The following is a 20,847-nucleotide window of genomic DNA, read 5'->3' as shown; positions in this document are numbered from 1 at the left end:
AATGCACGAAGATGTCAGAACCATTGTGATGCGCAACGGTTGCAATTTCCGCCTTGCGCGGCCACCTTGCGGATACAGGCCCGCGCGGCAGGCCCCGAGCGTGAGGCCCCGAATGTGAGACCGCGCCGGAAGCCGTGCGGACGGCGGTGCCGGAAAAGGATCGAAGACCATGGAAAAACCCTTCTCGCGCGAACGTTTGACGTTCCGGCTCGACATGCTGGCCAAGGAGTCGATCGACGCGAACGACGGGATCTTTCAGCGCCAGCTGGGGCTGAGCATCCGCGAGGTCCGGGCGCTGCGGATCATCCACGACCGCGCCGGGCTGACCTTTGTCGATCTGGTGCAGCTGGCGGATCTGGAACGGACGCTGACCTCGCGGATCATCCAGAGCCTGATCAAGCAGGGGCTGGTGCGGCGCGAGAACGACGAAAGCGATGCGCGCAGGTTCCGGCTTTACCCGACCGAGGCGGGCAGCCAAAAACGCGAAGAGGCCGGGCTGCTGTCGGAAGCGCTGGAAAAGCTGCTGGTGGCCCCGTTGAGCGCCGAGGAACTGACGCAACTGGATGATCTGCTGGCCCGGCTCGCCGTCTGGGTCCGCGCCAGGGACTACCACGAACGCCTTGCCGCGTTCGGGGCAGAGGCGCGCTGAGCCCTGCCGGGGCGACAGCCGCTCAGCGCACAGCCAGCGTGGTGACGATCCGGGCGGGATGGTCCTGCGCGGCGGCGGGGCTGCCAAGCTGCGAAAGCCAGTGGCGGCGGAAGTCCCCCGCGCCCTTATGTGGCGAGCGCCAGAAGCGCATCGAGATCAAGGTCTTCTTCGAGCTGATCGGCCAAGGCATCAAGCGTCGCCTCGATCTGCACCGCGTGATCAAGCCCCGAGGCGCGCCCGCCCATCGCCCTGATCCAATGGCTGCGAAAGCCATCCGCGCCAAAGAGCCCGTGCAGATAGCTGCCCATCACCCGGCCATCGGCAGAGACCGCACCCTCGGGACGGCCATCAAGCCGGAACCACGGCCGATCAAGCCCCGGCCCGCTGGTGCGGCCCATGTGCATCTCGTAGCCGCGCAGAACCTGCCCCGAGAGCGTATCGGTCGTCTCAACCTCGGTCAGCAGCTTGTCGCGCGTCATCACGGTTTCCAGATCGAGCAGCCCCAGCCCCTCGGTCTCGCCCGGCGGGCCTTCGATCCCGTCCGGGTCGCGCACGACATGGCCAAGCATCTGAAAACCCGCGCAAATTCCCACCACCCGGCCACCCCGACGCAGATGCGCGCGGATGTCCACATCCCAGCCCTGTGCGCGCAGCGTGGCCAGCGCCTGACGGGTGGTTTTCGAGCCCGGCAGCAGCACCACATCGGCCTCGGCCGGGATCGGCTGGCCCTGACGGACCCAGCGCAGATCGACGCCGGGCTCGGCGCCCAAGGGGTCGAGGTCGTCGAAATTCGCCACGCCATCGAGATGCGGCACGGCGACGATCAGCCCCGCACCCGCGCCCGTGGCCGGGCGTTCGAGCGCGAGCGCATCCTCGGCCGGAAGTTGTGCGGCGCCCTCGAACCAGCGCGCGACGCCAAGGAAAGGCCAGCCGGTCAGTTCGCTCATGGTCCGGCAGGCGGGTTCGTAAAGCGAGAAATAGCCGCGGAACTTGTTGAGTAAGATGCCCTTGATCCGCGCCCGTTCGGCTTCGTCATGCAACATCCAGCTGCCCACGACCGCGGCCAAGGCGCCGCCGCGGTCGTTGTCGGTCAAAAGCACCACCGGCAGATCGGCCTCCTCGGCCAGCCGCATGTTGGTGATGTCGCTCTGCTTGATCCAGGTCTCGGTTGCCGCCCCCGCCCCTTCGACCAGCACCAGATCGGCCTCGGCGGCGACGCGGCGGTAGCTGTCGATCACCGCAGGCAGCAGGAAGGGTTTCAGATGGTGGTAATGCCGCGCGGGCCAGTTGCCCAAGGGCCGGCCGCGCAGCACCACCTGCGCGCCGACAAGGGCTTGTGGCTTCAGAAGCACCGGGTTCATGTGGATCGAGGGCGCCAACCCGGCGGCCCGGGCTTGCAAGGCCTGCGCCCGGCCGATCTCGCCCCGCCGCGGGCCCTCCGGCCCGGGGGGCAGATCGCTGTCCACGGTGACGGCGGCATTGTTCGACATGTTCTGCGCCTTGAAGGGCGCCACTTTCAGCCCGCGCCGGGCATAGGCACGGCACAGACCCGCGACGAGGAGGCTTTTGCCGACGTCGGAACTGGTGCCCTGGATCATCAGCGCCCGGCCGCGACGGGGCGGGGGTGGCGTCAGAAGCGGCACATCAAGGTCCGGCAGCGGCGGCACCGGGTCAGGGTCGGGAAGCGAAAAGGTCATTGCAGGGTCCGTTCAGGCGGCAGTCAAGGGGCTCAGTGCAGGGCCACGGCCCCGGTTGCGATCTCGGTGACGATCTCGGCGGCGACAGGAACATACGCCCCGCTGCCCGAGCCGAGCAGCACCGCCACCGGCACCTCGGGGGCGACATCGCCCCACAGCCTTGTGCCCTCGGCGGTCGCCCGCCAGACCACCGGGCAAAGCCTTGTGCCGCAGCAAAGACTGGCCGAGCCGATCAATTCGAACTCGCCCCCCACCGGGGCAAGGGCGATCGCGGCGTCCAGACGGCTCAGAAAGGCAAGGCCCGGGGCGCAGGGCGCGTTGCAATGACGGCAGGGGCTGCACTGCACGACGCGGGGCAGGCGCAGTTTGGCGGGGGTTCCTCCGTCAGCCATGACGGGCCTGCGGGTCGATTGCAGGGATCGCCCGAACCGGGCCGCCCGCCCTGCGCGGGGCTGCAAGGAAAATCATCTCTTTCGGCTCCATACCGTTTCTGTGGCAGTGGGCCGGAAAGCGGTAAGGGGACAGGCCCCGGACAGACCGGGGCACCCTGCCTCCGGGCCCGCCGCCCGGGATGGTTTCTGGCCTGGCAGGTCTCCTGGCTTGCGGCTCAAGCGCCCCTTGCGCCTTCCCGACCCTTGGGTCAGTGGCCATGCTTGGGGCTTGCCGCTTACAGTTGCGGGGGCAGCGCCGGACTTGCACCGGCTTCCCTCTTCGTCCGCGGGATCAGCCGCGGAACCAAGGCGCGGGCAAGATGCGCGCTTGGCGGGGCACTGTCAATTCCCCGCAGGCTTGCAGATTGACGCGCCCGCGCGGCGCAGCCGCCGGTGGGAGGGCCGGTCGCGCGCTGCGACATGTCACCACAGCCTGACTGCGCCTTGGCGCCAAGACGCACAACCCCTTCGCGCGCGAGGGGGGCGATCCCGCCCGCCCCCCGGAAAATGCCCGCTTGACGGGCGGCCGGATTTCGACTTGGTTACCCCCCGTCCAAGTTCCGGCCTGCGGGTCGGATTGAAAGGGAACACGGAACGGCCGTCTGGCCCAGACCGTGGCTGCCCCCGCAACTGTGAGCGGCGAGCGACGTCGACATGCCACTGGGGTTCCCCGGGAAGGCCGACCAAGCGAAGACCCGTGAGCCAGGAGACCTGCTTGGACATCACCCTTTCCGGGCGCGTGGGGCGCTGCGGAAGCGGCTTGATCCGCAGAGGTGAGCTGTCGCCGTCTGCGGAAAGTCTTGGCTTTTCCGCGACATCTCTCATGCCGGGCCTTCGGGTCCGAACGGAAAAGGTCTGTCCGATGCCGCGTTTTTCGCGTCTTGCCTTTGTCTCTGCCGCCCTCGCCTCGGTCGCCGCCCCCGTGCTGGCGCAGGAAGACGAGGTCATCCCCCTTGATGCAATCACCGTCACCGCCTCGTCGGAGCCGGTCAAGCTGAGCCGCACCGGCGCGACCGTCACCGTCGTCACCGCCGAAGAGATCGAAAAGGCCCCGCTCGCCTTTGCCGATTACCTCTCCACGCTGCCCGGCATCACATTAAGCGCAAACGGCGGGCTGGGCACCCAGACCTCGCTGCGGGTGCGCGGCCTGCCCGCCTATTACCTGGGCACCCGAATTGACGGCATCAACGTCACCGATGCCGCGAACCCGCAGGTCTCCTATTCCTTCGGCGGGCTGACCACCGCGGGCCTGTCGCGCATCGAGGTGCTGCGTGGCGCGCAATCGGCGCTTTACGGCTCGGAGGCGGTGGCGGGCGTGATCGACATCACCAGCTGGCAGCCCGAGACCGAGGGCACCTCGGGGCAGGCCTCGGTGGAGGCGGGGGCGCAGGGCACCCGCAGCGGCAGCGCCTCGGTCGGGCTGAGGACGGACCGGACCGAACTGGCGCTGACCGCCAGCCGCACCGTGACCGATGGCATCTCGGCCTATGCGCAGGGCACCGAGGCCGACGGGTTCAACGGCACCCGGATCAACGCCACCGCCCGCCATGCGCTGACCGAAAGCCTGACGATCGGGGCGGCGGCGCTGCTGCAGGACACGGCTGTCGCCTTCGACAACACTGGCGCCGATGCCGACAACCATGCCGAGGGCCGCCTGCGCGGCGGGCGGGTCTTTGCGCAATTCGACACCGGCGCGGTCTGGCATGAACTGTCCCTTGCCCGCGCCCGCACCGAACGCGATGTCCACGAATACGGCAGCGACACCCATTTCCTTTCAGACCGCGACACCCTTGCCTATGCCGGTCGCTGGGCGGCGCTGGACACACTGTCGCTGAACTGGGGCCTTGAACATGGCGCGGACGATTTCTCGGTTGCCTCGTCCTGGTCCACCACGGCGCATGGCATCCGCACCAGTGCCGCCTTTGCCGAGGCGCTCTGGTCGCCGCGGACCGATCTGGATCTGTCGTTCGCGCTGCGCCACGACGATCACAGCCTTTTTGGCGGCCATGACAGCGGCCGTCTGGCGCTGGCCTGGCGCCCGGATGCCGACTGGGTCCTGCGCGCCGTCGCCGCCACCGGCTTCCGCGCCCCCTCGCCCTATGAACTCTGGAGCAGCTACGGCAAGCCGACCTTCCAGCCCGAAACCAGCCGCAGCTTCGAAATCGGCGCCGAGCGGCTGTTTGAGGGCGGCTCGATCTCGGCGACGCTTTTTGACACCCGGGTCGAGGATCAGATCACCTTCGACAGCAACAGCTTTACCTATGTGCAGCAGGCCGGAACGACGAAAAGCAAGGGGATCGAGCTGGCGGGCACGGCCGCGATCGGGGCGCACTGGTCGCTGTTCGGCGCCTATGCCTATACCGATGTGACGGTGCGGGAGGGCACGGCCGAGCGGCGGGGCGCAAGGGCGCCGCGGCACAACCTGACGCTGGGCGTCGATGGCCGGATCGGCGCGCGGCTCGACGCCCGGTTCAGCGTCACCCATGTGGCCGGTCTGTGGGATGAATACGTGGATTATTCCAGCTTCCCCTATGCGACGATGCAGCAGAAGATGTCCGATTACACGGTGGCGACCCTGTCGATGTCCTATGCGCTGACCGAAAGCGCCGAGGCCACCCTGCGGGTCGAGAACCTGTTCGACGAAAGCTATCAGACCGCGCGGAATTTCGGTCAGCCGGGGCGGTCGCTTTACGTCGGGGTGCGGAGCAAATTCTGACGATGCCGCGCCGGGGGCGGACCCTCCGGCGCCTTCGGAACCGGGAGAAGATGACGGTGCATGCAGGGCCTTTGCCGATCCGGCCGCCCGCGCGGCGGCGCCAGCGCCTTTGGGCCGCGGGGCTGGCGCTGCTGTGCGCGCTGGCGCTGCCCGCTGCGGCGGCGCCTTTGCGCGTCGTGTCGATCAATCTTTGCACCGATCAGCTGGCGATGATGCTGGCCGCCCCGGGGCAGCTTGTCTCGATCACCCATCTGGCGCGGGACCCCGCCGCCTCGGTGATGGCAAAGGCCGCGCAAGCCTGGCCGACCAACCGCGGCCGGGCCGAGGAGGTTTACCTGCTGCATCCAGATCTCGTGCTGGCCGGGCGCTACACCGCGCAGCCCACCGTGGCGATGCTGCGCCGCCTTGGCATCCCGGTCGCGGTCTTCGAGCCCGCCAACAGCTTTGCCGACATGCAAACCGACATCACCCGGATGGGCGCCTTGCTGGGCCGCGAGGCCGAAGCCGCAGCGATGACCCGCGCCTTTGCCGCAAGGCTGGCGCAGATCCGCGCCGAGAACCTGCCCGGGCCGCGTCCGCTCGCCGCCACCTGGTCGGCGCGGGGCTACATGTCGGGACGCCAAAGCCTTGCCGGAGAGATCCTGACCACGGCCGGGTTTGACACGCTTGCCGCCCGGATGGGGCGCGATCAGGGCAGCACCCTGCCGCTCGAGGCGCTGGTGCTGGCCGCGCCCGATCTGGTGGTGACCGGGCGGCTCGGGAAGGGTCATTCCCGCGCCGAGGAACCGCTGACCCATCCGGCCTTCCGGGCCCTGACCGGCCCCCACGCCGCGCTGGAGGACCGCGATTGGATCTGCGGTCTGCCCTCGGTTCTTGATGCCACAGACCGGCTGAGGGCGATGAAATGACGGAAAGACACCTGCATGTCGGCCTTGGTCTGGCGCTGGTCGGGCTGGTCCTCGCCTCGCTCCTGACCGGCGTGGCCGAGGTCGCGCCGCTGACGGCGCTCAAGGCGCTGATCACCGGGGGCGAGGGGCCCTTGGGTCTCGTGATGCGCGAAATCCGCCTGCCGCGGGCGATCCTCGCCGCGATGGTGGGGGCGAGCCTTGGCCTTTCCGGCGCGGCGCTGCAGGGGCTTTTGCGCAACCCGATGGCCGAGCCGGGCGTGATCGGCATTTCCGCCTCGGCAGCCCTTGGCGCGGTGATCGCGCTGCAGACGGGGCTCGCCGCCAGCTTCGCCCTCGCCCTGCCACTGGCAGCCCTTCTGGGCGCGCTTCTGGGCGTGGGCGCGATCCTGTTTCTGGCCGGGCGCGGCGGCGGCACGCTGGCCTTGATCCTTGCCGGGATCGCTTTGTCGGCGCTGGCCTCGGCGCTGACCTCGCTGGTGCTCAACCTCTCGCCCAACCCTTTTGCCGCGCAGGATATCGTGTTCTGGATGATGGGCTCGCTCGCCGATTGCTCCTTCACCCATGTCGCCATCGCCGCGCCCTTCATGGCGCTTGGGGGCTGGCTGCTGGCCCGCTCCGGGCGCGGCCTCGACGCCCTGACCTTGGGCGAGGACGCCGCCGCCTCGATGGGCATCGACCTGATCCGGCTGCGGCTTGCGGTGATCCTGGGCACAGCGGCCTCGGTCGGCGCGGCAACGGCGGTGGCGGGCACGGTGGGGTTCGTCGGCCTTGTCGTGCCGCATCTGTTGCGCCCGCTCGTCGGCGCCAGCCCCGCGCGACTTCTTCCCGCGGCGGCTTTGGGCGGCGCGGTGCTGGTGCTGATCGCCGATATCGCAGTGCGCAAGGTCTTGCCGGGGCAGGATCTGAAACTGGGCGTTCTGATGGCGCTCGTCGGCGCGCCGGTGTTCCTGAACCTGATCTGGCGGATGCGAGGCCAGCCATGACCCTGATGAGCCTTGAACATCTGAGCGTGACGCGGGCCGGCCGTATCACATTGCATCCCGCCAACCTGCGGGTGGAGCCGGGCGAGTTCATCGGCCTGATCGGTCCGAATGGCGCGGGGAAATCGACGCTTCTGCGCGCGGGCCTCGGGCTGATCCCGGCTGCGGGGGTCTCCTCGCTCGCCCGGCTCTCGCCCGTCCCCCGCGCCCGCGCCGCCGCCTGGCTGCCGCAGGCGCGCGAGATCGCCTGGGGGCTGCGCGTCGCGGCGCTGGTCGCGCTGGCACAGAACGGGCGCGAGGACGCCCCGCAGGTCGCGCATGCCCTGGCCCGGATGGATGTGACGGCCCTTGCCGACCGCCCGGCCACCGCACTTTCGGGCGGCGAGCAGGCGCGGGTGCTGATCGCCCGGGCCTTGGCGCAGGACACGCCGCTCATGCTCGCCGACGAGCCGATCGCGGGGCTGGACCCGGCGCATCAGATCGCCTGCATGACGGTTCTGCGCGAGCTTGCGTCCGAGGGCCGCGCCGCCGTCGCCTCGCTCCACGATCTGGGCCTGGCCGCGCGGTTCTGCACCCGCCTTCTGGTGCTGCATCAGGGCCGGATCGTCGCCGACGGCCCGCCCCGCGCCGTCCTCACCCCCGATCTGCTTGAACAGGTCTTTGCCATCCGCTGCCATCTGGCCGAAACCGAGGCCGGGCTGATCGTGCAACCGCTCGAAGGGGTTGCGCCATGACGGGCCTTGCGATCCGTCCCGCACCCAAGGCGCAAGCGGGGCGGACCTGCGCCCCCTGCCCGGACCGCCTCAATCGAGACGAAACACCTTGTCGCGCGCGGTCTCTCCCCGGATCAGGGTCAGCCGGGTCTTCGCCACGCCCAGCGCTTTTGCCAGCAGCTTGACGACCGCCGCATTGGCCTTGCCGCCCTCGGGCACCACCGTCACATAGGCGCGCAACCCGTCCTCGGCCGCCACGATCTCGTTGCGCGAGGCCTTGGGCGTCACCCGCAGCGCGATTTCCGCGCCCGGTTGCGCAAGATGGCTCAGATCCGTCATGCCCCCTTCTACCGCCTCTGCAGCGCCGGGCAAGTCCTGCGCTTGCAATCGCGCCCGCCGCCGCCGATATCTTCCCCAGACAGGAGATGCGCGATGGATATTCCCCCCGGCACCGTCAACCCCGCCTTGCGCGACGAGACGACCCTCACCTTCCTTTCCACCCGGCGCTCGCGGCCGCCGAAGCTGCTCGCTGCCCCGGCGCCCGACCGCGCCGCGCTGCGCGAGATCCTGAGCATCGCCGCGCGCGTGCCCGATCATGGCAAGCTGGAGCCCTGGCGCTTCATCGTGCTGGAAAAACCGGCGCTGGAACGGCTGGCGGATGAAGCCGCGGTCTTTGCCGCCACCCATCTGCTGCCCGAGGAGGTCGCGGCCAAGGGGGTCTCGCAATTCGTGCAAAGCCCGCTTTGCGTCGCGCTGGTCGCCGTGCCGCGGCCGACAGACAAGATCCCGGCGATCGAACAGACCCTGTCGGTCGGCGCCGCGGGGATGCAGCTGGTGAATGCCGCGCTGGCGGCGGGCTGGGGGGCGGCCTGGCTCACCGGCTGGGTGGCGCATGATCTGCGCTTTGCCGCCCCGGCGCTGGGGCTTGCCCCCGGCGAATGGGTCGCGGGGCTGATCCATATCGGCACCGAGACCGCGGTGCCGCCGGAACGGCCCCGCCCCGATCTTGACAGTCTCATCACATGGGTGACCGCATGATCTTCGATATCTTCCTGCGCGGCTGGGCCGATCTGGCCCGTCCCGGCGCGCTGAAAGTGCTGCTCAAGGGCATCGGCCTTGCGATTGTGCTGCTGCTGGTCGTCTGGTTCGGCCTCTTTGAGCTGATCGGCTGGGTCATCCCCGACACGATCACCCTGCCCTTCTTCGGCGAGATCGGCTGGATCGACCCGGCGCTGTCGATCGCCTCGATCGGCGTGATGCTGATCGCCTCGATCTTCCTGATGGTGCCGGTGGCCTCGATCTTCACCGGCTTCTTTCTGGACGAGGTCGCCGATCTGGTCGAGCGCCATCATTACCCCGGCCTGCCGCCGGTGCGCCGGCTGAGCCTGTCGGAGACGCTGGGCGACAGCCTGCGGTTTTTCGGCGTCGTGCTGGGGGCGAACTTTCTGGCGCTGATCGTCTATCTGTTTGTCGGGCCCTTGGCTCCCGTCGTTTTCTTCGCGCTGAACGGCTATCTGCTTGGCCGCGAATATTTCCAGATGGCGGCGGTGCGGCGCATGGGCCGGGCCGAGGCGCGGGCGCTTTATGCCGCCAACAAGGGCACGATCTGGGCCTCGGGTGCGCTGATGGCGCTGCCGCTGACGGTGCCGGTGCTGAACCTGGCCGTGCCGGTGGTGGGCGCTGCCGCCTTCACCCATCTGTTTCACCGGCTGGCGCAGCGGTAACCGCGCCAGCCGAAAGGCTTACACCTGCTCGAGCTCGATCAGGCAGCCATTGAAGTCCTTGGGATGCAGGAAGAGCACGGGCTTGCCATGCGCGCCGATCTTCGGCTCGCCCGTGCCAAGCACCCGCGCACCCTCGGCCTTGAGCTTGTCGCGCGCGGCCAGGATATCTTCGACCTCGAAGCACATGTGATGAATGCCGCCCGAGGGATTCTTGTCCAGAAAGCCCCGGATCGGGCTGTTTTCCCCCAAAGGGTAAAGAAGCTCGATCTTGGTGTTGGGCAGTTCGATGAAGACCACGGTCACGCCGTGGTCCGGCTCGTCCTGCGGCGGATTCACTTTTGCGCCGAGCGTGTTGGCATATTGCGCCGACGCCGCCGCAAGATCCGGCACGGCGATGGCGACATGGTTCAGACGTCCGATCATGGTGGGCCTCCCTTTGCTTTTCTTCGCATAGGGGGGCGAAAACCGCGATGCAAGCACGGCTTTCGCTGTTTGCGTTAACCCGACGTTAGGCAAATGCACCGTTAACTGATGGAACCGCAATTCCTCTGCCAGGGTGGCGCCATGACCGACGATCTGAATTCTTTCCTTGCCTGCCGACCCGCCACCGCGGAACGCCCGCTTCTGGGGCTGACCGTGCTTCTGGTCGAAGACAGCCGCTTCGCCTCCGAAGCGGTGCGGCTTTTGTGCCTGCGTTCGGGGGCGCGGATCCGCCGCGCCGATTGCCTGCGCTCGGCGCATCGGCATCTGGCCACCTATCGGCCGAATGTGGTGGTGGTGGACATGGGCTTGCCCGATGGCTCGGGCGCCGATCTGATCCGCCACATCAAGGCGGGCGGCCCCGGCAGCCCCGCGGTGATCGGGCTTTCGGGCGATCCCGGCATGATGGCCGACGCGATGGTGGCGGGGGCGGATGCCTTCATGGAAAAACCGCTCGATTCGCTTGTCGCCTTTCAGGCTCGGGTGCTCTCGGTCCTGCCGCCCGATGTGCGCCCGGCCGGGGTGCGGCCGATGAATGACGACAAGGTCTCGCCCGATCCGCTGGCCCTGCGCGACGATCTGAACCATGTGGCCGAGGTTCTGGCCGCCGGTCCCGATGGCGCGGCGCTGGGCTATGTGGCGCAATTCCTGGCCGGGGTGGCGCGCTCGGCCCATGACGGCGATCTCGAATCGGCGGCCTCGGCGCTGGGCGGCAAGACTGCGCCGACCCCGGCGGCGATCTCGCGCCTGACCGGCATCGTGCAAGCCCGTCTGGCGGCGGCCTCGGGGTTCTGACACCGCCGCGCGCCCCGGATGGATCGGGACAAGGGCGTATTTGGACCAAGAAGAAACCCGCAGCTTTTTCTTGGCTCAAATACGCAAAGCCTTACTGCCCGGCCAGCACCGGGTCCGACGCCACCCGCACCAGTCGCGTGAGATCCGACAGACGTTCGATCTGGTGCCCCCTGGCATCGAAATTCGAGGGCGACAGCCAGGCCTCATAGGCCTCCTGCAGACCCGGCCAATCCTTGTCGGTGGCGGCAAACCAGGCGGTGTCGCGGTTGCGCCCCTTGACGATCGCCGCTTGCCGGAAGGTGCCCTCGTAGCTCAGCCCCAGCCGTTCGGCCGCCCGGCGCGAGGGAATGTTGAGCGCGTCGCATTTCCATTCAAACCGCCGATAGCCCGCCCGGAAGGCCCAGGACATCATCAGGATCATCGCCTCGGTCGCCGCGGTCGAGCGCGAGAGCCGGCGGGACAGGTTGATGTGACCAAGTTCGATCACCCCCATCTCCGGGGTGATTCGCAGATAGGACATCACCCCCGAGGCGAGCCCCGTCTCCTTTTCGACCACCGCATAGAACAAGGGATCCTGCGAGGCCGCCATGTCGCCCACCCAGCGGATATAGCCCGCCTCGGAGGGGAACGGCCCATAGGGCAGGTAATCCCAGATCGCGTCATCTTCGCTGTTGGCGCGAAACAGCGCATCGGCATGGCGTTCCTCGAGCCGCTCCAACCGGCAGGCCCGGCCCTCGATCACCTGTGCATCGGGAAAACGCGGCGCCTTCCAGCCGCCCACCGCTTCGCCAAATTTCTTCATGCTCACCCTCCCCTTTCGGGGCAGGCTAGCCGTCCCGGGGCGGCGGCGCAATTGCCCCGCAAAGGCACCATTGCTTCCCTGATCCTGCCGCAATCGGCGGCAAGTCTGGCAAGGTTCCCCTGCCAGAGGATCGCCATGAAAGCCCGGACCCTTCGCCTTCTGACCGACCAGCGCCTGATCGACGCCGCGCATTGGACGAGCTTCAGCCTTGGGGCGGCAAGCCTGGCCGTCGCCATCGGTGGCACCGCCTGGACCGCCTTTTTCGCCTGATCAGGCCAGAAAGCGCGGGTCCGCGCCCATGTCGAGCCCCGGGAAGATCGACCGTTCCAGCATCTCGCGCGGCGTGCCGAAGAGCCCCGCCAGCGCCCAGGCGCCATAGGCGCGCAGATCGGCCGTCGGCATCAGATCGCGCCCGGCGTAAAGATCGGCCTCGGCCAGACCGGGCCATGTGCCATAGACCTTGCCCCCCTTCAGCGCGCCGCCCGCCATCACCATCGCGCCCCCGGTGCCGTGATCGGTCCCCGCGGTGCCGTTCTGCCGCGCGGTGCGGCCGAATTCCGTCATCGCCAGCACCAGCGTTTTCCCCCAGACCGGACCCAGATCCGCCTTCAGCGTCGTCAGCATCGCCGCCAGCTGGTTGGCCGGGCGGCGCAGCGCGGCGTCCTGACCGCGGTGCGTGTCCCAACCGTTCAGCGAAAAGGCGGCGATCCGCGCCGCGCCGCGCAGCCGCGCCGCGGCAAAGGCGGCCAGAGGATCGCGCCCGGGCACCTTCGTGACCTCGGGCTTTTTCGGACGGCGCCGGGTCTCGGCCGGATCGTCTTCGGCCATGTCCCCGGTGCCCGCTTCGGCGGCGGTCATCACCAGCGCATCGGCCGCCGCATCGCGAAACAGCGGGTCGTCGTGATAGATCGTTTCCAGCAGCCGCCGCCCCTGCGAGGACAGGCCAAGCCAGGCCTCGGGCGTCCAGGACATCGTCGGCGCCGCGCCCGACAGCAGGCGCAGCTCCTCCTCGCCGACCGAATAGGCGGTCTCGGCCATGGCCCCGGGCAGGGTCTGCAGCAGCCGGTTCAGCCAGCCATCGCGGATCATCGCGCCGGGCACATCCATGCCGGTCCCGGCTTCCAGCATATCCTGGCCGTCGAAATGGCTGCGCTTGTCGCGGTAGGGGGTGGAAACGGCATGGGCAAAGCCCAGCTCGCCCGCCGCCCACATCGGCATCAGCGCGGGCACCAGAAGCGGATGCAGCGCGAAGAACCCGTCCAGATCCGCCGCCCCCGCCTGCGGCCCGATCGCAAAGCCCGGGCGCAGCCCGGCCAGCCGCGGATCGCCATAGGGTTGCACGATGCCAAGCCCGTCCATGCCGCCGCGCAGGATGATCACCACCAGCCGCCGGTCGCCCGGCACCGCGGCAAAGGTGACCGTGTTCATCAAGGGATGTGCCGCCGCCGAACAGCCCGCCACCATCGCGCCTTGCAAAAAGAAACGCCGTGTCAGCATCGGTTCATCTCCTCATGAATTCGACCGAGGCCAGCACCAGCGCCACGGCCTCGGCCCGGGTTTCCGCCCGCGGCACCGCCTGCGCCAGTGCGGGCGACAGACGCGGCCCCAGCGCGACTTTTGCAAAGGCCATCGGGTCTTCGGGTCGGGCGTCCAGCTGCTGCGGCGCCCGCAGCGCCCAGTTGATCCGCGCCGAAAGCTGCTGCGGCGAGATCCAGTCTTCCGCCGCCTCGGGCCAGCCGTCGGGGCCATTCGCCACCAGCCAGCGCTGCCCCATCGCCCGCATCGGCCCGGCCGCGACGGCCCGGATGTCCTTGTCCTTGCGCGCCATCACCGCCGCGCCATCCAGCCCCAAAGCCCGCAGCCCGGTGGCGACATGGTCAAAGGGTTGACGGACCTTGAGAAATTGCGGGCGCAGCGCCGCCGGATGGGTCAGCAGCACCCGATAGACCGGCATCAAGGCGCCCCCCGCCGCGGCATAGGCTTCGGACATCGCGCTCACCAGCGCCGGATCGGGGTCGGGGCCGACGAAATGCACCGCGAGTTTCCGCGCCAGATGCCGCGCCGTGTCGGGATGCAGCGCCAGCGCATCCAGCACCGCATGGATATCTTCCAGCCGGGCCGGGTCGCCGCCATAGCTTTTGCCCAGAACCGTTTCCGCGCCCGGTTCGGCCAGGTTCGGGGCAAAGGCGAAGTCCTCGCCCGAATCCGCCTGCATGCCGGTGAACAGCTCGGCCAGTTGCCGCACATCGGCCTGGGTATAGCTGCCGCCCACGCCCAGAGTGTGCAGCTCCATCACCTCGCGGGCCAGGTTCTCGTTCAGCCCCAGCCCGGGGCGCTTTTGCGCGCGCCGCGAATTCGGCCCGACCGAATAGGTCTGGTCCAGATAGATCAGCATCATCGGATGGGTCACCGCCACCCGCAGCAAGGTCTTGAAATTGCCGGTGATATGGGGGCGCAGCGCGGCGCCGTGCGCGCAGGACAGGCCGACATCCTGACGCCGCTTCGCGATCACGGTGAAATGGTCGCGCCAGAACGCCCAGAGCCTTTCGCGAAAGCCGTCCGGCGCCTCGACCGCCCGGGCCAGCGACAGGCGCAGATCCTCCAGCAAGAGCGCATTCACCCGCTGCTTTTGCGCCGTCAGCGCCGCCTCGGCCGCCGCCTGCCCGGCCTTTTCAGCGTGTTTGGGAGGCTTTCAGCGCCGTGCGATACTCCCCGCGCCGCGGCCAGCGCCTGATCAAGGCTCAGCCCCGGCCAGCGGGCAGCCAGATCATCGGGGCCGGCCAGACGGGCCAGCATCGTTTCGGCATCGGCGGGACCGGGCCTGCCCGGCGCGGGGCCAAAGCCGAACCGCACCTGCGCCAGTTGCGAAAACTCCATCCTGCCCTCCGCCCGAAGAAGATTGCGCAGGATGTTACGCGCAAACGAAAGGATGCCGTCGTCACCTTCGGCATCCTTTCACTCACGCTTTCGTGAGGATCACGCGTCCTTGGGCAGCACCCGCAGCCGCAATTCGCGCAGCTGTTCGTTGGTGGGCTCGCTGGGCGCCCCCATCATCAGGTCTTCGGCGCGCTGGTTCATCGGGAACATGATGACTTCGCGGATGTTCGCCGTATCGGCCAGAAGCATCACGATCCGGTCGATGCCCGCCGCACAGCCGCCGTGGGGGGGGGCGCCGTAACGGAAGGCCTTGACCATGCCGCCGAAGCGTTTCTCGACCTCTTCCTTGGGGTAGCCCGCCAGCTCAAACGCCTTGAACATGATGTCGGGGCGGTGGTTGCGGATGCCGCCCGAGACCAGTTCGTAGCCGTTGCAGGCGAGGTCATATTGATAGGCATAGACCTTGAGCGGATCGCCCATCAGCGCCTCAAGGCCCCCTTGCGGCATCGAGAACGGGTTGTGGCTGAAGTCGATCTTGCCCTCGTCGGTCTTCTCGTACATCGGGAAATCGACGATCCAGGCGAAGCGGAAGGTGTCGGTCTCGGTCAGGCCCAGCTCGCGGCCGATCTCGTTGCGGGCCTTGCCCGCGACGGATTCGAATTGTTCCGCCTTGCCGCCCAGGAAGAAGACGGCATCGCCCTCGTTCAGCGAAAGCTGCGTGCGAATGGCTTCGGTGCGCTCCGGCCCAAGGGCTTTCGCGATCGGACCGGCGGCTTCGGTGATTTCCTTCCGCGCATAGGTTTCATCGGCCAAGGATTGTGCGATCTGAAGGTCCAAACCATCACCAGTACGGATCAGATTGCAGATCTCTTGCAAGGTATCTTTAGCGGAGACGACATCGCCCGACAGCATCGCGTTTAACAGGCCTTCATCAACCTCTTTGCTTTCGATCCAACCGAGAAGCTGCTCGTAAACTTGAGGATCCCAATTAGGGTTCTTGATCTCTCGCCAGAAGATATAGCCCATGCCCGGCAGCCCGTTCGCTTGCGCAAAAGCGTTCATCCGGTCGCAGAATTTGCGCGAGCCGCCGGTGGGGGCCGGGATCGCCCGAACCTCGGTGCCTTCATTTTCCAGAAGTTTCGCAAAAATCGCAAAGCCGGAATCCTTGAAGTGTTCCGACACATCGGCCATCTTGATCGGGTTGCGCAGGTCGGGCTTGTCCGAGCCATACCACAGCAGCGCATCGCGATAGGCGATCAGCGGCCAGTTCGGATCGACCTTTTTGCCTTTTCCGAATTCCTCGAAAAGACCCTGAATGACCGGCTGCACCGCGGCAAACACGTCTTCCTGCTTCACGAAGCTCATCTCGATGTCGAGCTGATAGAAGTCGGTCGGGCTGCGGTCGGCGCGGGGGTCTTCGTCGCGGAAACAGGGCGCGATCTGGAAGTAGCGGTCAAAGCCCGCCACCATGATCAGCTGCTTGAACTGCTGCGGCGCCTGCGGCAGGGCGTAGAACTTGCCCGGATGCAGCCGCGACGGCACGAGGAAATCTCGCGCCCCTTCGGGCGAGGAAGCCGTGATGATCGGCGTCTGAAACTCGGTGAAGCCGCGGTCCCACATCCGGTTGCGCAAGCTGCGCACCACATGCGAACGCAGCATCATGTTCTGATGCAGGCTGTCGCGGCGCAGGTCAAGGAAGCGATAGGTCAGGCGGGTTTCTTCGGGATAGTCCGGCTCGCCGAAGACCTGCACCGGCAGATCGCCCTCGACCGCGCCCAGAACTTCCACATCCTTGACATAGACTTCGATTTCGCCGGTCGGGATCCTGGCATTCACCAGCGAAGCGTCGCGCAGCTTCACCTTGCCGTCGATGCGGATCACCCATTCGGCGCGGACCTTTTCCAGCGCCGCAAAGGCCGGGCTGTCGCCGTCGCACAGGATCTGCGTGATGCCGTAATGGTCGCGCAGGTCGATGAACAGCACGCCGCCGTGATCGCGCACCCGATGCACCCAGCCGGACAGACGAACTTCCTCACCCGCATTCGCGGCGCTGAGGGCGGCGCAGGTATGGCTGCGATAGGCGTGCATCACTCTCCCCTTTCCCGGGCTTGTCGTATCGACGCCCGATCAACCGCGAAGGCCGGGCAAAGTCAAGCCACCCTGCCCGCGGCCGCGGTCAAATCCGCCCGCCGCGCATGGAATGACGCTTGCGCCGCGCCGCCACCCGACTATAACGCCCATCAATTTGCGCACCGGACCCCGTGGCCCGGTGCGCCTTGCCGCGCCATCACATGAAGGGGTTCCCCATGCCGAAGAGAACCGACATCCAGTCCATCCTCATCATCGGCGCCGGTCCCATCATCATCGGGCAGGCCTGCGAATTCGACTATTCCGGCGCGCAAGCCTGCAAGGCGCTGCGGGAAGAAGGCTACCGGGTCATTCTGGTGAACTCGAACCCGGCGACGATCATGACCGACCCGGAAATGGCCGATGCGACCTATATCGAGCCGATCACCCCCGAGGTCGTCGCGAAAATCATCGAAAAGGAACGCCCCGACGCGCTGTTGCCGACGATGGGCGGGCAGACCGGCCTGAACACTTCGCTCGCGCTGGCCGACATGGGCGTGCTGGAGAAATTCGGCGTCGAACTGATCGGCGCCAACCGCGAAGCCATCGAGATGGCCGAAGATCGGAAGCTCTTCCGCGAGGCGATGGACCGGATCGGGCTGGAAAATCCGAAGGCCACGATCATTTCCGCGCCGAAGCTGGAAAACGGCAAATACGACATCTCGGCCGGCGTGCGTCAGGCGCTGATCGACCTTGAGCATATCGGCCTGCCCGCGATCATCCGCCCGGCCTTCACCCTTGGCGGCACCGGCGGCGGCGTCGCTTATAACCGGGACGATTACGAGGCCATCGTGCGCTCGGGGCTTGATGCCTCGCCCGTCGCGCAGGTGCTGATTGATGAATCGCTGCTGGGCTGGAAAGAATACGAGATGGAGGTTGTGCGCGACAAAGCCGACAACGCCATCATCGTCTGCTCGATCGAAAACGTCGATCCGATGGGCGTGCACACGGGCGATTCCATCACCGTTGCCCCGGCGCTGACGCTGACCGACAAGGAATATCAGATCATGCGCAACGGCTCGATTGCCGTTCTGCGCGAGATCGGCGTCGAAACCGGCGGCTCGAACGTGCAATGGGCGATCAACCCGAAAGACGGCCGCATGGTGGTGATCGAGATGAACCCGCGGGTGTCGCGGTCCTCGGCGCTGGCCTCGAAGGCGACGGGCTTCCCGATTGCGAAGATCGCGGCGAAACTGGCCGTCGGCTACACGCTGGACGAACTCGACAACGACATCACCAAGGTCACGCCCGCGTCCTTCGAGCCGACCATCGATTATGTCGTGACGAAGATCCCGCGGTTCGCGTTCGAGAAATTCCCCGGCTCGAAGGCCGAGCTGACCACGGCGATGAAATCGGTGGGCGAGGCGATGGCGATCGGCCGGACCTTCCACGAATCGGTGCAAAAGGCGCTGGCCTCGATGGAAACCGGCCTGACCGGCTTTGACGAGATCGCCATCGAGGGCGCCCCCGACAAGGCCGCGGTGATCAAGGCGATTTCGCGCCAGACCCCGGACCGGATGCGGCTCATCGCGCAGGCGATGCGCCATGGCCTGACCGATGACGAAATCGTCACCGCCACCGCCTTTGACCCGTGGTTCCTGGCCCGCATCCGCGAAATCGTCGAGGCCGAGGCCGCGATCCGCAAGAACGGCCTGCCGCTGGACGAAAAGGGCCTGCGCAAGCTGAAGATGATGGGCTTCACCGATGCCCGTCTGGCGAAACTGACCGGCCGCGACGAGGGGCAGGTCCGCCGTGCCCGCCGCAATCTGGGCGTCACCGCTGTCTTCAAACGCATCGACACCTGCGCCGCCGAATTCGAGGCGCAGACCCCCTACATGTATTCAACCTACGAAGTGCCCGCGATGGGCGATGTCGAATGCGAGGCCCGGCCCTCGGACCGCAAGAAGGTCGTCATTCTGGGCGGCGGCCCGAACCGGATCGGTCAGGGGATCGAATTCGATTACTGCTGCTGCCATGCCTGCTTCGCGCTGACGAAGGCGGGCTATGAAACCATCATGATCAACTGCAACCCGGAAACGGTGTCGACCGACTATGACACCTCGGACCGGCTCTATTTCGAGCCGCTGACGCTGGAACATGTGCTGGAAATCCTGCGCGTCGAACAGGACAACGGCACGCTGCACGGGGTGATCGTGCAATTCGGCGGCCAGACGCCGCTGAAGCTCGCGAATGCGCTGGAAGCCGAAGGGATTCCGATCCTCGGCACAACGCCCGACGCCATCGACTTGGCCGAAGACCGCGAGCGGTTCCAGCAGCTTCTGAACGATCTGGAACTGAAGCAGCCGGTCAACGGCATCGCCTCGACCGAGGCGCAAGCCTTTGAAATCGCGGGCCGTGTCGGCTATCCGCTGGTCATTCGCCCGTCCTATGTTCTGGGCGGCCGCGCGATGGAAATCGTGCGCGACACCGACCATCTGAAACGCTACATCACCACCGCCGTGCATGTCTCGGGCGACAGCCCGGTGCTTCTGGACAGCTACCTGTCCGGCGCGATCGAGGTGGATGTGGATGCGCTCTCGGATGGCAAGACCGTCCATGTCGCGGGCATCATGCAGCATATCGAGGAAGCGGGCGTCCATTCGGGCGACTCGGCCTGCTCGCTCCCGCCCTATTCGCTGAGCGCGGAAACCGTGGCGGAGCTGAAGGCGCAGACGGAGAAAATGGCGCTGGCGCTGGGGGTTGTAGGGCTGATGAACGTGCAGTTCGCGATCAAGGACGGGGTGATCTATGTGCTGGAGGTGAACCCGCGCGCCAGCCGCACCGTGCCCTTCGTTGCCAAGGCGACCGACTCGGCCATTGCCTCCATCGCCGCGCGGCTGATGGCGGGCGAGCCGATGGCGAATTTCCCGCAGCGCGCCGCCTATCCCGAAGATGTGGGCCCGGAAACCCCCCTGCCCTTCGCCGATCCGCTGACGCTCGCCGATCCGAACACGCCCTGGTTCTCGGTCAAGGAGGCGGTGCTGCCCTTCGCCCGCTTCCCGGGTGTCGATACGCTGCTCGGGCCGGAAATGCGCTCGACCGGCGAGGTGATGGGCTGGGACCGCAACTTCCCGCGTGCCTTCCTCAAGGCGCAGATGGGCGCGGGCACGCATCTGCCAGAAAGCGGCCGGGTGTTCCTGTCGATCAAGGATGCCGACAAGTCGGATGATCTGGCGCAGGCCGCCCGCGATCTGATCGCGATGGGCTTCACGCTGGTCGCCACCCGCGGCACCGGCGCCTGGCTGAAGGAAAAGGGCGTCGAGGCCGAGGCGGTGAACAAGGTCTACGAGGGCCGTCCGAACATCGTTGACCGGCTGAAGAACGGCGATATCGCGCTGGTCTTCAACACCACCGACGGCAACCAGTCGGTGTCGGACAGCCGCGAAATCCGCGCCGTAGCACTTTACGACAAGATCCCCTATTTCACCACCGCCGCCGCCAGTATCGCCGCCGTCGCCGCGATGAAGAGCCGCGCCGAGGGCGAAATCTCGGTCCGGCCGCTGCAGGCGTGACCTATCTGTATTTTAACGAGAAGAATAAGGCGCCCCAACGGGCGCCTTATTGATTTGATCGCGATTTGTTCGCAGCAAGGCAAGTTATCCACATGAACAAATGAGAGAATTTCTTGAAATCATGTATAATACCAGTTGATATCCACAACATATTGGCCTAGAACCAACCTACACGCGACTTGGCGCGAAATGCGCCATATATGGTTCCGGCTGGACTTGCTCGTGGATTCCCCCTATCGTTAACAGTGTCGGGCAGCCTGCCTGATTCTGTGATGTCGAAATCGTGGGAGGTTGCCCCCAAGCAGGACCGTGAATCAAAAAGACCGACCACAGGGCCGGCCTTCTCGAAAACCAAAGCGGACGAAGCCGCGATGAGTCTCTGGTTGCGCTTTGATTCTAAGCCTTCGTCCGCTCCAATGCAATCAATTCCTCAAGC

Annotated in this window: 19 protein-coding genes and 2 riboswitches; of the genes, 10 read left to right on the top strand and 9 right to left on the bottom strand. The window is 66.9% G+C overall.

Features of this window, described 5'->3' with window-relative positions; translation table 11 throughout:
• The first annotated feature begins 169 nt into the window (after positions 1-169).
• Positions 170-649, top strand: coding sequence for a MarR family winged helix-turn-helix transcriptional regulator (locus ACTTAG_RS02885; protein WP_444464105.1), 480 nt, complete (start codon positions 170-172; stop codon positions 647-649).
• A gap of 125 nt (positions 650-774) precedes the next feature.
• Here the strand turns inward: ACTTAG_RS02885 and ACTTAG_RS02880 are convergent, their stop codons facing one another.
• Together ACTTAG_RS02880 and ACTTAG_RS02875 are read right to left on the bottom strand one after the other, a co-directional pair.
• Positions 775-2,346, bottom strand: a complete 1,572-nt coding sequence (locus ACTTAG_RS02880) for a cobyric acid synthase (protein ID WP_444464104.1) — start codon at positions 2,344-2,346, stop codon at positions 775-777.
• Between the two features lie 32 nt (positions 2,347-2,378).
• Complete coding sequence (locus ACTTAG_RS02875; protein WP_444464103.1) at positions 2,379-2,738, bottom strand: hypothetical protein; 360 nt, start codon at positions 2,736-2,738, stop codon at positions 2,379-2,381.
• 176 nt (positions 2,739-2,914) lie between these two features.
• Positions 2,915-3,101, bottom strand: a riboswitch (cobalamin riboswitch).
• Positions 3,102-3,315: 214 nt separating this feature from the next.
• A riboswitch (cobalamin riboswitch) is annotated at positions 3,316-3,510 on the top strand.
• Between the two features lie 129 nt (positions 3,511-3,639).
• On the opposite strand from ACTTAG_RS02875, the gene ACTTAG_RS02870 reads away from it, so the two are divergent.
• The 4 genes from ACTTAG_RS02870 to ACTTAG_RS02855 are packed head-to-tail and all read left to right on the top strand — an operon-like array spanning position 3,640 to position 8,115.
• On the top strand, positions 3,640-5,493 hold the full coding sequence (locus ACTTAG_RS02870; RefSeq protein ID WP_444464102.1) for a TonB-dependent receptor plug domain-containing protein: 1,854 nt from the start codon (positions 3,640-3,642) through the stop codon (positions 5,491-5,493).
• A gap of 50 nt (positions 5,494-5,543) precedes the next feature.
• Positions 5,544-6,401 (top strand): ABC transporter substrate-binding protein, encoded by an 858-nt coding sequence (locus ACTTAG_RS02865; protein WP_444464101.1) that lies wholly within the window; start codon positions 5,544-5,546, stop codon positions 6,399-6,401.
• The gene (locus ACTTAG_RS02860) at positions 6,398-7,384 is read left to right on the top strand and encodes a FecCD family ABC transporter permease (RefSeq protein WP_444464100.1); all 987 of its coding nucleotides are present in this window, start codon (positions 6,398-6,400) and stop codon (positions 7,382-7,384) included. Before ACTTAG_RS02865 ends, ACTTAG_RS02860 begins: the two co-directional genes overlap by 4 nt.
• The gene (locus tag ACTTAG_RS02855; RefSeq protein ID WP_444464099.1) at positions 7,381-8,115 is read left to right on the top strand and encodes an ABC transporter ATP-binding protein; all 735 of its coding nucleotides are present in this window, start codon (positions 7,381-7,383) and stop codon (positions 8,113-8,115) included. The genes ACTTAG_RS02860 and ACTTAG_RS02855 overlap by 4 nt, the downstream gene beginning before the upstream one ends.
• A 69-nt stretch (positions 8,116-8,184) precedes the next feature.
• On the opposite strand, the gene ACTTAG_RS02850 is transcribed toward ACTTAG_RS02855, so the two are convergent.
• Positions 8,185-8,433: a DUF167 domain-containing protein gene (locus ACTTAG_RS02850; protein ID WP_444464098.1), complete on the bottom strand. Its 249-nt coding sequence runs from the start codon at positions 8,431-8,433 to the stop codon at positions 8,185-8,187.
• 93 nt (positions 8,434-8,526) lie between these two features.
• On the opposite strand from ACTTAG_RS02850, the gene ACTTAG_RS02845 reads away from it, so the two are divergent.
• Both ACTTAG_RS02845 and ACTTAG_RS02840 read left to right on the top strand, forming a co-directional pair.
• Entirely contained in the window at positions 8,527-9,132 is a 606-nt protein-coding gene (locus ACTTAG_RS02845) for a nitroreductase family protein (protein ID WP_444464097.1), read from the top strand.
• The gene (locus ACTTAG_RS02840; protein ID WP_444464096.1) at positions 9,129-9,818 is read left to right on the top strand and encodes an EI24 domain-containing protein; all 690 of its coding nucleotides are present in this window, start codon (positions 9,129-9,131) and stop codon (positions 9,816-9,818) included. Before ACTTAG_RS02845 ends, ACTTAG_RS02840 begins: the two co-directional genes overlap by 4 nt.
• Before the next feature lie 18 nt (positions 9,819-9,836).
• On the opposite strand, the gene mce is transcribed toward ACTTAG_RS02840, so the two are convergent.
• Complete coding sequence (gene mce, locus ACTTAG_RS02835; RefSeq protein ID WP_444464095.1) at positions 9,837-10,241, bottom strand: methylmalonyl-CoA epimerase; 405 nt, start codon at positions 10,239-10,241, stop codon at positions 9,837-9,839.
• A gap of 141 nt (positions 10,242-10,382) precedes the next feature.
• On the opposite strand from mce, the gene ACTTAG_RS02830 reads away from it, so the two are divergent.
• On the top strand, positions 10,383-11,093 hold the full coding sequence (locus tag ACTTAG_RS02830) for a response regulator (RefSeq protein ID WP_444464094.1): 711 nt from the start codon (positions 10,383-10,385) through the stop codon (positions 11,091-11,093).
• Between the two features lie 91 nt (positions 11,094-11,184).
• On the opposite strand, the gene ACTTAG_RS02825 is transcribed toward ACTTAG_RS02830, so the two are convergent.
• Positions 11,185-11,895 (bottom strand): GNAT family N-acetyltransferase, encoded by a 711-nt coding sequence (locus ACTTAG_RS02825; protein WP_444464093.1) that lies wholly within the window; start codon positions 11,893-11,895, stop codon positions 11,185-11,187.
• 135 nt (positions 11,896-12,030) lie between these two features.
• Between ACTTAG_RS02825 and ACTTAG_RS02820 the strand changes: the two genes are divergently transcribed.
• Positions 12,031-12,165: a hypothetical protein gene (locus tag ACTTAG_RS02820; RefSeq protein WP_444464092.1), complete on the top strand. Its 135-nt coding sequence runs from the start codon at positions 12,031-12,033 to the stop codon at positions 12,163-12,165.
• Here the strand turns inward: ACTTAG_RS02820 and ACTTAG_RS02815 are convergent, their stop codons facing one another.
• The 4 genes from ACTTAG_RS02815 to aspS all read right to left on the bottom strand — a co-directional run bounded on the left by ACTTAG_RS02815 (position 12,166) and on the right by aspS (position 16,860).
• Complete coding sequence (locus ACTTAG_RS02815) at positions 12,166-13,392, bottom strand: DUF1501 domain-containing protein (RefSeq protein WP_444464091.1); 1,227 nt, start codon at positions 13,390-13,392, stop codon at positions 12,166-12,168.
• 4 nt (positions 13,393-13,396) lie between these two features.
• The gene (locus ACTTAG_RS02810) at positions 13,397-14,515 is read right to left on the bottom strand and encodes a DUF1800 domain-containing protein (RefSeq protein WP_444464090.1); all 1,119 of its coding nucleotides are present in this window, start codon (positions 14,513-14,515) and stop codon (positions 13,397-13,399) included.
• Between the two features lie 17 nt (positions 14,516-14,532).
• Positions 14,533-14,772, bottom strand: a complete 240-nt coding sequence (locus ACTTAG_RS02805) for a hypothetical protein (protein WP_444464089.1) — start codon at positions 14,770-14,772, stop codon at positions 14,533-14,535.
• A 99-nt stretch (positions 14,773-14,871) separates the two neighbouring features.
• The gene (gene aspS / locus ACTTAG_RS02800) at positions 14,872-16,860 is read right to left on the bottom strand and encodes an aspartate--tRNA ligase (protein ID WP_444464088.1); all 1,989 of its coding nucleotides are present in this window, start codon (positions 16,858-16,860) and stop codon (positions 14,872-14,874) included.
• Between the two features lie 218 nt (positions 16,861-17,078).
• Between aspS and carB the strand changes: the two genes are divergently transcribed.
• Entirely contained in the window at positions 17,079-20,411 is a 3,333-nt protein-coding gene (carB, locus tag ACTTAG_RS02795) for a carbamoyl-phosphate synthase large subunit (protein ID WP_444464087.1), read from the top strand.
• Positions 20,412-20,847: the final 436 nt, after the last annotated feature.

This window comes from Rhodobacter capsulatus, assembly GCF_052363185.1.
GTDB lineage: Bacteria > Pseudomonadota > Alphaproteobacteria > Rhodobacterales > Rhodobacteraceae > Rhodobacter > Rhodobacter capsulatus_E.
Note: the sequence above shows the minus strand (reverse complement) of the source record. Positions and strands in the feature narration are given on the sequence as shown.